The organism is Bradyrhizobium sp. CCGB12, from assembly GCF_024199845.1.
GTDB lineage: Bacteria > Pseudomonadota > Alphaproteobacteria > Rhizobiales > Xanthobacteraceae > Bradyrhizobium.
The window spans coordinates 7,295,186-7,307,417 of the sequence record NZ_JANADO010000001.1; the positions used below are offsets into that span (position 1 = coordinate 7,295,186).

At 61.6% G+C, this 12,232-nt stretch carries 10 protein-coding genes and 1 tRNA gene; 4 read left to right on the forward strand and 7 right to left on the reverse strand.

What is annotated here, in order from left to right:
• Nucleotides 1-25 precede the first annotated feature (25 nt).
• The 3 genes from NLM27_RS33355 to NLM27_RS33365 form a co-directional block, all read right to left on the reverse strand.
• Nucleotides 26-1,276: a cation:proton antiporter gene (locus NLM27_RS33355; RefSeq protein WP_254147316.1), complete on the reverse strand. Its 1,251-nt coding sequence runs from the start codon at nt 1,274-1,276 to the stop codon at nt 26-28.
• A gap of 102 nt (nt 1,277-1,378) precedes the next feature.
• A complete protein-coding gene (locus NLM27_RS33360; protein WP_254147317.1) occupies nt 1,379-3,061 on the reverse strand; it encodes an arylsulfatase in 1,683 nt (560 codons plus the stop codon).
• 140 nt (nt 3,062-3,201) lie between these two features.
• Entirely contained in the window at nt 3,202-4,194 is a 993-nt protein-coding gene (locus NLM27_RS33365; RefSeq protein ID WP_256570051.1) for a formylglycine-generating enzyme family protein, read from the reverse strand.
• Between the two features lie 174 nt (nt 4,195-4,368).
• On the opposite strand from NLM27_RS33365, the gene NLM27_RS33370 reads away from it, so the two are divergent.
• From NLM27_RS33370 to NLM27_RS33385, 4 genes are all read left to right on the forward strand, one after another.
• Complete coding sequence (locus NLM27_RS33370) at nt 4,369-4,845, forward strand: hypothetical protein (protein ID WP_254147318.1); 477 nt, start codon at nt 4,369-4,371, stop codon at nt 4,843-4,845.
• A 285-nt stretch (nt 4,846-5,130) separates the two neighbouring features.
• Nucleotides 5,131-7,419: an ATP-binding protein gene (locus NLM27_RS43875; protein WP_254147319.1), complete on the forward strand. Its 2,289-nt coding sequence runs from the start codon at nt 5,131-5,133 to the stop codon at nt 7,417-7,419.
• Nucleotides 7,416-8,042 carry a response regulator transcription factor gene (locus NLM27_RS33380; protein WP_254147320.1) on the forward strand — a complete coding sequence of 209 codons (627 nt, stop codon included), beginning with the start codon at nt 7,416-7,418 and terminating at the stop codon, nt 8,040-8,042. The genes NLM27_RS43875 and NLM27_RS33380 overlap by 4 nt, the downstream gene beginning before the upstream one ends.
• A 74-nt stretch (nt 8,043-8,116) precedes the next feature.
• Nucleotides 8,117-8,500 (forward strand): response regulator, encoded by a 384-nt coding sequence (locus NLM27_RS33385; RefSeq protein ID WP_254147321.1) that lies wholly within the window; start codon nt 8,117-8,119, stop codon nt 8,498-8,500.
• Between the two features lie 77 nt (nt 8,501-8,577).
• Here NLM27_RS33385 and NLM27_RS33390 read toward each other — a convergent pair whose 3' ends face one another.
• The 4 genes from NLM27_RS33390 to NLM27_RS33405 all read right to left on the reverse strand — a co-directional run bounded on the left by NLM27_RS33390 (nt 8,578) and on the right by NLM27_RS33405 (nt 12,228).
• The gene (locus NLM27_RS33390) at nt 8,578-9,309 is read right to left on the reverse strand and encodes a serine protease (protein WP_254147322.1); all 732 of its coding nucleotides are present in this window, start codon (nt 9,307-9,309) and stop codon (nt 8,578-8,580) included.
• A gap of 540 nt (nt 9,310-9,849) precedes the next feature.
• Nucleotides 9,850-10,173 carry a hypothetical protein gene (locus NLM27_RS33395; protein ID WP_254147323.1) on the reverse strand — a complete coding sequence of 108 codons (324 nt, stop codon included), beginning with the start codon at nt 10,171-10,173 and terminating at the stop codon, nt 9,850-9,852.
• 82 nt (nt 10,174-10,255) lie between these two features.
• Nucleotides 10,256-10,331, reverse strand: a tRNA-Thr gene (locus NLM27_RS33400).
• A 100-nt stretch (nt 10,332-10,431) separates the two neighbouring features.
• The gene (locus NLM27_RS33405; RefSeq protein ID WP_254147324.1) at nt 10,432-12,228 is read right to left on the reverse strand and encodes a heme biosynthesis protein HemY; all 1,797 of its coding nucleotides are present in this window, start codon (nt 12,226-12,228) and stop codon (nt 10,432-10,434) included.
• Between the last annotated feature and the right edge of the window lie 4 nt (nt 12,229-12,232).

Below are 12,232 nucleotides of genomic sequence, written 5' to 3' on the forward strand. Positions count from 1 at the left end.
TACTAAGCAATTATGCCGATGTAGTTTATCCAGTCCGCCGATCCAATCTCGGGAAAGCGGCGTCAGTCGTCAGACGGGACGCAAACCGCTCAGTCAACAACGGACCAAGAACCGATGTTGCGAACACAAGTACAAGCACGACATTGAGCATTCGGTCGTCGAGCAATCGTTGACCGGTCGCGCTGAGCGTTTCGTGCGCGACCAGCGTCGCGGCAAGCGTAGCGGCGACTTGCGGCAGGGTGAGCGACCAGACCGTGAGTTGTTCATTCGGGCTGTAGCCGAACGCGCGACCAACGCCCCAAGCTGCCATCCACTTGCCGAGAAGCAAGGCACCGATGATACCGGCCACGAGCAGGAAATTGTTGAGAATCCCGTAAACAAAGCTAACTGGGTCGATCAGAAATCCGGTGACGACGAAGAAGATCGGAATAAACAAAGATTTGGCCAGAAAATCCAGCTTCATGCTGGCCGGCGCGTTTTGTGCCGAGGCGTTGATGGCTAGTCCCGCAAGGAACGCACCCACGATGCCTGGTAGCTGAATCGCATCCGCAAGCACACCCGCGATGGCGATGATGCTCAGCAGGAGAACGAAGTATGCGTCCTCCTCGTCTTCAACCCGCTTGAGCACATAGGCACCGAGTCGGCTTAGGCCGAACAGAACCACGAGGATAAAGCCAGCGATCTCGGCCAGAAGAAGCGCCAGACCCGACGGCGAAAATCCGGTCGTGTAAATCGAGACGCAAATGGCGAACACCACGAGCGACAGAGTGTCTGACATCACCGTGGCGCCGACTGCTACTGTCACTGGCTCCAGCGTGCCAAGGCCGAGCCGGTTCACCGTGCTCAGCCCCAGCAGGGTATGGGAAGCCAGCAGCGATCCAATCACGATTGCCGGAATCGCGGCGTAGCCGAATGAGAGCCCAACGACGGTGCCAAGCAGGAGAGGAAGCGCTGTCGTGGCGATGCCAAGGGCAATGGATCGGTGGCGGGCACGCCGGAACTGCTCAAGATTGATTTCCAGGCCGGCAAAAAACATCAACAGCAGTTGGCCCAATTCCGCCAGGAAATCCGCGATTGGCCGGACCTTGCCAAAGATGTCCAGCACATACGGCCCGACCAAAACTCCGCATAGCAGCAGACCTACAGGTGCAGGAAGATGCACGCGACGGGAAAGATGGGGAATGATGACAATCATCACCATGCCTAACGCGAACTTTGCGAGCACCGGCAGGGTGAAGAGGTGATCCCGGAGGAAGCTGATCGTGTCAGACGGCATATTCCGACGGTGCCTGCGTTCTGCTTGTCACGCGTGATCGAGCGCCGCTGTTAGATGGATCGGCGGGCGCAGAAGAAGCGCCCGCCGGGTTCGCTTCGGTCGTCAGTCGCTGCGACCGGCCGTCTTCATGTTCTGAACTTGCCGCATGACTTGCTCCAGATTGTAGCTGGCCGGATCCTGCAGCGGCGGGAACTTGATGTAGGACTCGAGGTGCATCAACCAGAGCTGCTGGCCGATGGGCAGCAAGTTCCAGTCATAGACATAGGCGGTCGACGGAGCGGCGATCGCCCCGCCCATACCGAACAGCGTCTTCTGTTGCGCACCCACCGAGGTCTCGAAGGGGTCGCGCTTGATGTTGACGACCTGGGTCCAGGAGTAGGGCTGCACTCCCGAAACGAAGCCCGCCGGGTCGTCGGACACCATCGCGAAGTACATCTTCCAGTTCTTGTAGCGAACCGCCGACGGCGTCGTGCTGGAGTAGTACAGGAAGTGGTCGCGTGCCGACTTCTCAGACTTGCCGCTCAGATAGTCGGTCTGGTTGACGCCATCGAGCGTGGTCTTGACGATGCCGGGATACTCACCGGCCTCGATCCTTTGCTTCAGTGCGTCGCCCTTGGGCCCGCCGGCGATCTCGACGAGAGTCGGAAGCCAGTCGAGGGCGGCAAACATTTCGTTCTTCACCGTGCCGGGCTTGATGACGTTCGGCCACCGGATCACCATCGGGGCGCGCATGCCGCCCTCCCAGGTGCTCAACTTGCCGCCCTTGAACGGCGTGACGCCGCCGTCGGGGAAGGTAATCGTTTCGGCGCCGTTGTCGGTGGTGAAGACGACAATCGTGTTGTTGAGCTGGCCCATGTCTTCGAGCTTCTTGAGCACCACGCCAATGTTGTCGTCCATCTGCTTCATGCCAGCTTCATTGATGCCCCAATCCTTGCCGCCGGATTCACCCAACATGCCCAGGTACTTGTCATTCAGCACGGTCGTGATGTGCATGCGCGCCGGATTGTACCAGACGAAGAACGGCTTGTTGGTGCGGCGGGGGTCGTTGCGATCGAGGAAGTCGACGACCTTGGCCGAGATTTCCTCGTCGATACCCTTGGATCGCTCGAGAGTGAGAGGACCCTCGTCCTTGCACGTCATGTTCTTGGCGCTTCCATCCGAGGACTTGCACGCGAGCATCGGACGCGGTGGCGTCAGGCAAACCGTGGTCTTGGCATCCACCGCGCCGGGAATCTCGGCTACGCCGGGGATCGGCGTGTTCCTGCATGGCGGCGCGACGGTCTGCTGGCTCGGGGTCTTGTTGATGTCAGGGAAGCTCACCCCCTGCATGGCATCGAGGTGATACAGGTAGCCCCAGTACTCTTGGAAACCATGCGCGGTCGGCAGCGAGTCGGTGTGGTCGCCGAGATGGTTCTTGCCGAACTCGCCGGTGTTGTAGCCGAGATCGAGCAGGAATCTGGCAAGGTGCGGTGTACCCGGCCGCAGGTAGGATGGGCTGCCGGGGATTTCCGGCAAGGTCATGCCGACGCGAACCGGCTGCATGCCGGTGATGAAGGCGGTGCGCCCGGCCGTGCAGCTCTGCTCAGCATAATAGTGCGTGAATATCGCGCCTTCGTTGCCGATGCGATCGATGTTGGGCGTCTCGCCAACCATCAGGCCGCGATGGTAGATGCTCGGCTGCATATAGCCGATGTCGTCGCCCATGATGAAGAGGATGTTGGGCTTCTGCTGTGGTTGCTGCGCCGCAGCCGGAGTGGTGGCTGGCCCGGATAGTGTCACCAACATGGTCGCGCCGAGCAGGGAAGCGCAATACCGGCGGTACCCGCCTCCTGTTGCTGGTGATGCTGGTGGAGTATCGCAAGGATGGTCGTGCAATCCGTGGTTAGACATGGCGTCGCTCTCCCATTGTTGATGGTTGATATGTGTCAGTGCCGCGACCGTCTGATGCATCGAAAGCCAAGATGGCTCGTGGAGGTGTCAACCGGCTCCGCGTGTCGGGCTGCCGGCCGGTAGCGTCGGCAGTAGTTCGGTGCGCACAAATGCGAGCCACCCTTGATGACCTTTCGTGGAATTTTCACATTGGTTATTCTGGGATCGTGGCTGTCGGCTTCACTGCCGCCCCGCGGGTTGCGCGGAATGCAGCACGTCTTCGTTGCATCGGCTTGATGCTTCGGCGCATACCAGTCGGCGGTCCATTCCCAGACGTTGCCGATCATGTCATGCAGCCCGTAGCCGTTTGGCGGAAAGGCGGTCACCGGGGAAGTGCGTTCGAAACCATCGGCATTGGTGTTCTCGCGGGGAAAATCGCCCTGCCAGGTGTTCGCCATGTGACGGCCGTTCGGAGTGAACTCATTGCCCCAGGCAAACTCTGTGTCCTCGAGGCCGGCGCGCGCCGCAAATTCCCACTCCGCCTCGGTCGGAATATCTTTGCCAGCCCATTTGGCGTAGGCGAGCACGTCGTTGAACGCCACATGCACGACGGGATGATCGTCGAGGTCCCTGATGTTGCTCCTCGGTCCGTACGGATGCCGCCAATCCGCGCCCCTGGCAAAGGTCCACCACTGACTGAAGTCGCGCAAACTCACCACGTGCTTGGGGGGCGAGAACATCAGCGAGCCCGCATAGATCATGTGCGGAAGGATCCCGGGATAGTCCTTCGGGTTGGGTGCAATTTCGGCCAATGTGACGTGACCCGTGGCCTCGACGAACTCCCTGAATTGCCGGTTCGTCACGGGATGACGATCCATCCAGAATCCGTCCACGGTGACGCAATGAGCAGGTGCTTCCTCCGGATAATGTTTGTCCGACCCCATGCGAAAAGTGCCGCCGGGTATCCAGACCGGGTCATCGATCTGCGGAAACCCTTCACGAGCAGCGGCGTCCGGCAGGAAGGTTGTCGAGGGGAAAAGAGCGCTCATCGCAAGCATTGCCTTCCGGTGGACCGCGGAAATGCGATCTAGCCGGGGCACGCTACGCAGGAGCCATGTCGCGTTCTATTGGACCGTGGTCCAACATCAAGTGGAGCGTCGCTCTGATATTAAACGAGGACCCGGAGGCAATCCCCACCTTCAACAAAGCAACGCGAGCCTCTCATGAGAATGAGCGTCGCCGAGGACCGGATCGAACGAGCAAATTGTCGAAACCTGCTTGGGCGACGGTTGATTCCCCCCTTGTTTGCGATGTTTTTCCTCCTTTGGATTGCAGGTCCGGCATGCGCGCAACAACCGCCTGCGGCGACGGTCGTCGGACCCGCTGAATCTGCATTCGAGAGGTTGCCGGGCCGCTGGGTCCGTTTGCAGGGAGGTTACGTGATCACCATCCGGGCAGTTGGCGCGGACGGAAAACTCGATGCGAGCTACGCAAATCCGACTCTTCTTCCCTTTCATGTCGCCGTGGCAAGCCGCGACGGTAACGCGATCAAGTTGCGCTTCGAACTACGCGCCGGCGGCTACAATGGCTCCTCCTATGTGCTCAATTACGACGCGGCCAACGACCGGCTGACCGGCGTCTTCGATCAAGTGGTTGCCAAGCAGAAGTTCGACGTCGTATTCGTTCGCTTTGAGCCATGACGGCTGCATGTGCGGCGCGTTGCCCGCCGGTACCCACTTCCGCCATACGCCTGGGTCCGCGGGCTCTGGGGGCGGGACGCGAGTCAGCGACCCCCGCTGAATTGAACCAGGTCGCACATCGATTGGTCCAAAATCCCGCATCGGTATCGCAGGGTGACGGCCGGAAAAATGTGGCAGATCGATCCTGGCGCGGATATGCGGCGAGTGCCATTGCGTGCAGACTCGACAGCCGCCAACCTGATGTTTTATCGTGGGTCTAGCGTTCTTCGGACCGGATCGAACCTCGTGAGAGTTTACGATCGCGTTAGTGGGCCGAATGCCAGACACGCGCGCGTTGTGCGTGGCGCATTTCTATGGATCGTCGTCGTATTTTTGCTGGAGAGCACTGCACTGCGTGCCAATGATGTGCCGCAGCGCGTGCTGGTCCTTCACTCATTCAACCAGACTTTTCCAGCCAACGCGATCATCTCGGAGGCTGTCCGCCAGCGGCTGCTCGATCGATCTCCGCGGTACATCGAAATCGAAGTCGAGTATCTCGACCTGGCACGACGCCCGGATGAGGCGCACGCTCAGCGCATGGCCAATTTCCTCCGCGAGAAATACGCCAATGTGCACATTGATTTGGCGGTGGTGATCGGCTTCTCAGGAATTCCTTTCATCCAAAAGTATCGAGACGTGGCCGGGCCGGGCGTCCCCATAGTATTTTCAGACATCACGCGCTCCACGTACGAACGCATGAAATTGCCGCCCGATATCACCGGGATGATCAGCGAGTTCTACCCGGAGAAGACCCTAGCACTCGCAGAAGGCCTTCAGCCCGAGGCGCGTCGGCTTGTGGTGATCGGAGGGAGCGACAGCCTTGACCGTCGCTGGCGGGAAGCGGCGCGCAAAGCCATTGAGGCTAGCAATTCGAAACTTGAGACGGTTTACTGGTTTGATCTCAGCTACGATGCGCTGCTGGCAGACGTATCTCGGCTACCGAGCGATACGATCGTGATGCTTCTGACCTTCTTTGCGGACGGCGACGGCAAGCGCTTCGTTCCGAGGGATGTCGCCAATGCCGTTGCGAAAGCTTCCGCCGCGCCGGTCTATGGCTTCTTTGAAACCTATCTCGGTGCGGGAATCGTTGGAGCATACACTTATTCGTACGAAGCTCTTGGAGCTGCAGCCGCCGACATGGCTCTCGAGATTCTTTCGGGCGCTGACGTTAGCAAGGTTCCTCCGCGAGCCAATCCTTTGCCGACGTTCCGTGTCGACGCGAGAGCCTTGGACCGGTGGGGGTTGAAGGAGCCCAACCTGCCGCCCAACAGCGTTGTCCTGTTCAAGGAACCCAGTGTTTGGGATCAGCATCGCAACCTGGTGCTGGCGACGGCGGTCGTCGTCGGAATACAGTCATTGGTCGTCAGTGCGCTGCTGTTTCAACGGCGCAGGCGCAGGCAAGCCGAAATCTCGCTCAAGGAAAGCGAGGAGCGAATGACCTTCACCGCCGCTTCCGCGAATGTAGGGCTGTGGCAGTTCGATCGAGGGACCAATGAGCTATGGGCTACCGAACATTGTCGCGCGATGTTCGGGCTCGCCAGCGACGTGCCTCTCACGCGCGATACGTTTGTGAATGCAATCCACCCCGACGATCGCGGCGTGGCCGTCGACGCGATCCGGCAGATGAGGAACGCCGGTGAATCCTCTGTGGTCCATGTTCGAATTGCCCTTCCCGACAACCGAGTACGCTGGGTGAGTATCCGGGCGCGCTCGCGCGCGAACCATCACGGGGCATCAAATCAGTATAGCGGGATCTTCGTCGATATCACCGAACAGAAAGCCGCCGAGTCCGAAGCCGAGTTGCAGCGACAGGAAGTAGCGCATCTGATGCGAGTGTCAGTTCTCGGCGAACTCTCCGGCGCTATCGCCCATGAAGTCAATCAGCCATTGACGGCAATTCTGTCGAACGCGCAGGCGGCGCTCTATTTGCTGGATCAGGAGACGCCTAATCTCGCCGAGATTCGCGACGCGTTGCAGGATATCGTGCGTGAGGACGATCGCGCCGGCGAAGTTGTGCATCGGCTCCGTAACCTGCTCAAGAAGGGCGAGACCAGATCCGAGTTGGTCGACGTCAACGACTTGGTAGATTTAACCACCAGTCTGATTCGAAGCGAGTTGGTCAGCCGCCGCATCACTGTCGAGACCAAGCTCGCGAGCGGTCTACCGGCGGTGTTGGGGGATTCCATACAGTTGCAGCAAGTGCTGCTCAATCTGATGATGAACGCGATGGATGCGATGGCTTCGACGCCGTTGGCGCTGCGGCTGATCACCATCTCTACCCGCGCGACACCGGCAGGAACGATCGAGGTGTTGGTGAAAGACTATGGGCCCGGAATCAAACCGGCGCAAGGAGGCCGACTGTTCGAACCGTTCTTCACCACCAAGGATCACGGGCTCGGTCTCGGGTTGACGATCTGCTCGACCATTGTTGAAGCGCATGGCGGCAGGATTGCGCTATCAAACGACCCCGCCGATGGCGGCGCTATTGCCGGATTTTCGCTGCCCGTGCAGGAACTGTCGGTGGCTGCGCAATGACGAACACCAGGTTCACCGTCTTCCTAGTCGATGACGATGCCAGCGTGCTGACGGCATTGTCGCGGCTGTTGCGCACGCGCGGCTACGAGGTCCGGGCGTTCGCCTCGCCGCATGCTTTTCTCGCAGAACATGATGCGTCGATACCCGGTTGCGCCGTGTTCGACGTTTCGATGCCAGATCTCGATGGCCTGGAACTGCAACAGGAGCTGACTACAGGAGGTTCGCAGCGGCCCATTATTTTTCTCACCGGGAGGGGGGATATCCCGACGAGTGTCCGTGCCATGCGCGCCGGCGCGATCGATTTTCTGACCAAGCCTGTTAGAGACGTGGACCTGCTGGCGGCCATTGCGCGCGCCGAAAAGGACGACGTCAGCACTCGCAACCGCAATGCCGAGCTGCAATCGATCAACGCCCGGCTCGCACTCCTGACGCCGCGCGAACGCGAAGTAATGACTCACGTCATCACCGGACGCCTCAACAAGCAAATCGCCGGCGACTTGGGAACGGTGGAGAAGACGGTCAAGGTCCATCGTGGGCGGGTGATGGAGAAAATGGGCGTGCGCTCCGTCGCGGATCTCGTCCGGCTGGCTGAAAAAGCCGGCATTTCCGGCCACGGCAGGTAAAAAGGGGATGCGCGGTCTTGTTGGCCCTATGGCCAACTCGACAATCCGCCGCGACCACGCCGATAGTCCAGCGCATGGCGCAAGCTTTGCCACGGATCGCAATTGTGGACGACGACCCATCGGTGCTGAAGGCATTGGCGAGGCTGCTAAGGGCGCGTGCGTTCGAAGCCAGCACCTACACGTCCGCGCGCGAGTTTCTCGGTGCACTCCATGAGGGCCTGCCGGAGTGCCTGATTGTCGATTTGCAAATGCCGGACATGACCGGTCTCGAACTTCAGCGGCATCTCACCAGCAGCGGGTTGCGAATTCCGACCATCGTGATCACCGCCCACAATGAAGCCGGGGCGCGCGAACGCTGTGAATCCGCAGGTGCCGCGGCATTTCTCTCAAAGCCGCTGCAGGATACCTCGCTGCTTGCAGCAATCGGAGCAGCAACGGGGCGCGCCATTCAAAACTAAGACGGGTCGCGGTTCGCAGCATCCTGCTTTAGATGAGCAACGGCGAGCTGCCTGCTACTCCACTGCAATCGGGGCGACTACTTTACCTCTTCCAGCACTTGGACCGGCACAGAAACAACGTTGGGCATTCCCCACGCCGTCGAGAATCGTATTTCGCGAGATGCCAATTTCAAACTCTGGCTTAATACATTCGTAATGACGGCCGCGACGCGACCGTTGCAATCGACCACCGGTGCCCCCGAGGCTCCGTGATCAATGACAAGGCGGTTCTCCCCTTCGTACATTTCCAACAGGACCATGCCGGCGAGCTTCCCCTCCTCTCCGAACCGAACGAAGCGTCCTCCCACGGGACGAGAGCTGCCAGCCGGATAGGCGAGCGTCATGACCTGCTCCTCTGGCACGAGCGGTTCCTTTCGAATAGCGACGCTCCGCGCGTCGGAAGCGGCGCGTTGGAGTTCGATTACGGCCAGTTTTTCTGGCGTCCCTCCCACCCGGCGTTGGATGCGTGCACCGATTAGCTCGCTGCCATCTCCGGCTGCGATCTCGAGCGGCTTCCACACCGTCGTGGAGAGTTTCATCGCTGTCGCGACGTGTTCGGCCGTGACCATAATGGTTGGAGAGAGGAACCAACCGGTTCCCTGGACGCCGATGATGCCCGGATGCGCATCGCGCTCCCTCTCATCGTAATTCTGCACAATACTGGCGGTTGAGCGTGCGAGCAGCGCGGGATCGACACATGCTGCATTGGCCCAAGTGCTTGCCAGCACACCGCAAAGAATAAGCAATCGACAAACGGTAGACCTATGCATCGCAGTGAAGCCCGCAGCCCGACCACAGGGGAAGGGGAAGGCGAACTCTGCAACTTGGCAATAGGACTCACCGGCTTATCCCGAGGCCTTTCTCCGGAACTCGGGATTTTTCGCGCGCACTGTCACGCGTTTGTCACAGCGACTTGCGCCCTCATACCTGGCGCCTTAGCGCCAGGATGCCGGTTCGCAAGGCGGTTGATTCCACGGACCTCCGGCATACTGGCCAACGTCTGGAGCCCGGACGCAGTGAACGATGCGGGAGGAGGGGACGACTGCGCCGTTCTTGTCGCGCCACGCCGCTCTGGCGCCTGAGCCCCGGGTTGCCGGTTCGCAAGGCGGTTGATTCCACGGACCTCCGGCATACTGGCCAACGTCTGGAGCCCGGATGCAGTGAACGACGCGGGAGGAATGGACGGCTGCGCCGCTTTTGTCGTACCACGCAGCCGTGGCCGGACTAGCGTACATGGCCGCGGCGGCGATCAATCCGACTGAAACGAGCTTGCTCATTTGCGCGTCTCCATATGCTGTCAGTGCGATTGACTATTTACCGCAGACCAGTGGGAGTAAATTGGACCAAGGGGAAACGACGGTTTGTGCTTTCCAGCTCGTCCGCTGAGAGTCACAAGCAGACGTTCCAGACTTTTTCGCTGCATTCGTCCAGCGCACGGCGTCGAGGAAATAGGCGACGTCGTCATAGAGCGGAGGAACGGACAGCCGGCCGTGCAGCTGTGAGGATTCAATTGATCGCGAAGCGACGATGGCGGTGATGGCAGCGGCGAGGATGACGAGACCCGAGATCCGCAACCATGCTCGTCGATCTGTTGTCCCGGCCCCGTTGTCCTGACCCACCACTTGCCCCGTCACGCGCAGTTCTCGGCGGCGCATCGTAGTGGCACAAGCGCGAAGCGCAACGCGCAGGCAAGCCGGCTTCAGTGAATGGAGGTGCTGGTGCCGCAAGAGGGATTCGAACCCCCGACCCCGTCATTACGAATGACGTGCTCTACCAACTGAGCTATTGCGGCGAACCCTGCCGGAGCCCGGGCGATGCCGGCCCCGATACGCGCGCCCCTGATATCGGGCATGGCCCGAATTGGCAAGGACAAGCGCGGCTCGAAATGCGCCTCACGCGCCCCACCGGGACCAGAATCCGCGCCAACCGCCAGCCTGGGCCTTTGGCGTGCCGATTTGTTCCGTAAATTCGTCGCTCGGGCCCTCGTCATCGATCCCGGGATCATCCGGCGCGCGGACGATGGGGATCACGGCGGGGATGGGGGCGGGCCCGGGTTTGCCGAGGTCGGCACGGGTCCGGAATACCGGCGTTGCCGCCGGTGGCGATGATTCGGCGGGCGCGGGCGCCGGATCAGCCGGCTCAGTGGGCGTGACCGTCGGCTCTTCCTTGGCAACTTCCTTGGGAGTTTCTTTGGGAACCTCCTCGGGAGCTTCCTTGGCAGCTTCCTTGGCCTCAGGGGGCGAATTGTCCTGGGCGGCCGGCACCGGGGTCGGGGCCGTCACCGGCGGTTCCACCGGACTTTCGCTTGGAGGCGCCATCACCCGTTTCGGCGGCGGGGCCGCCAGCATGGCTTCCTCGAAAGCCGAGGATTCGATCGTGGTGCCCCTGTCGGAAGGAAGGCTCGCGACCGGCGTCTGCCACTGGAAGGCATCGAGGCGGCCGGTGACGGGGGAGACCGGACGCCAGCGGTCGCTGACATAGCCGTCGGCGGTCCAGGCCGGATCGTGGCGAGCGCGCACCGCGCGCAAGGTCCAGGCGCGGGCACGGCCGCCGTCGCCGTGCTCGGTGCGCTCGATCTCGGCCATCAGCAGCGCGACGCGCTGGGTTGGATCGTTGACATAAGGCGCGAGCGCCGCGCGCGCGCGGGCGAACTCGGAGGCATCGATCGCCGCGCGGGCGATCGCGAACTGGCCCTCGTTATGACCGGGCTTGTCGGCAGAGATCTTGGCTGCAAGCGTCTCGACCCGCTGCAAGCGCTGCCGCGCGGAATCGCCGAGCTTCACATGCGCGTAGGCATCCGCGAGATCGGGATGCGGATTGGCGAGCCAGGCGGCCTCGACCAGCTTCATGGCGCGGCGCACCTGATGCGCCTCGCTCTCGAACTTTGCGGCGAGCACCGCGGCCGGCACCAGGGTCGGCGCGAGCTTGACCGCCTCCATCACGTTTTCGCGCGCGACGTCGCGATCCACGGTTTCCGATTCCAGCGCGCGCGCCGTGAGCAGGACGCCGCGCTGCCGGCGATAGGTCTGCTTGTCGATCAGGCCGGCGGACAGATTCGAATCGAGGATCGCAAGCGCGCCGCTCCAATCGCCGCGCGCGCAGCGGAAGCCGAGCACCGCATGCGAGGCCCAGGTCGAGGACGGCGACAGCTTGATGGCTTCCTCCGCGATCATCACGGCGCCGACCGCATCGTCGGCGCGCTGCGCCTCGATGAACAGGCCGCGCAGACCGAGCAGGCGCGTGTCCTCGCGCTCGGCCATGACGCGGAAGACGCGCTGCGCCTCGTCGCGATTGCCTTCGAGCTGCGCCGACTGCGCGTGCAGCAGCAGCGCGAGCGGATCGTTCGACGCATGCCGCCGCGCGGCATCCGAATGCCGACGGGCGAGGGCAGTGTCGCCGTGACCGATCGCGAGCAGGCCTTGGGTGATGGCGTGGCGGCCGCGGGCGTGGCGCTTCTCATGACGACGGCGACGCAAGCGCCCCGGCGTGCGCCAGATCATGGTCAGGATGCTCCAGACCAGCACGGTCGCGGCTGCGAAGATGCCGAGCCCAAGCACGAACCCGGAAAAGGTCGTTGTGGCACGCAGGCCGCCCCAGGTCAGGACCAGATCGCCGGGCTGATCGGCAACCCAGGCTCCGCCGGCCGCCGCCAATGCGATCAGAATGAGGAAGAGGACGATGCGAAGCATGACG

Excerpts from the sequence above, each read along its gene's own strand:
- NLM27_RS33370 (WP_254147318.1), top strand. The coding sequence starts at position 4,369 with ATGAGAATGAGCGTCGCCGAGGACCGGATCGAACGAGCAAATTGTCGA.
- NLM27_RS33365 (WP_256570051.1), bottom strand. The coding sequence starts at position 4,194 with ATGAGCGCTCTTTTCCCCTCGACAACCTTCCTGCCGGACGCCGCTGCT.
- NLM27_RS33360 (WP_254147317.1), bottom strand. The coding sequence starts at position 3,061 with ATGTTGGTGACACTATCCGGGCCAGCCACCACTCCGGCTGCGGCGCAG.
- NLM27_RS33390 (WP_254147322.1), bottom strand. The coding sequence starts at position 9,309 with ATGCATAGGTCTACCGTTTGTCGATTGCTTATTCTTTGCGGTGTGCTG.
- NLM27_RS33355 (WP_254147316.1), bottom strand. The coding sequence starts at position 1,276 with ATGCCGTCTGACACGATCAGCTTCCTCCGGGATCACCTCTTCACCCTG.
- NLM27_RS33380 (WP_254147320.1), top strand. The coding sequence starts at position 7,416 with ATGACGAACACCAGGTTCACCGTCTTCCTAGTCGATGACGATGCCAGC.
- NLM27_RS33385 (WP_254147321.1), top strand. The coding sequence starts at position 8,117 with ATGGCGCAAGCTTTGCCACGGATCGCAATTGTGGACGACGACCCATCG.
- NLM27_RS33405 (WP_254147324.1), bottom strand. The coding sequence starts at position 12,228 with ATGCTTCGCATCGTCCTCTTCCTCATTCTGATCGCATTGGCGGCGGCC.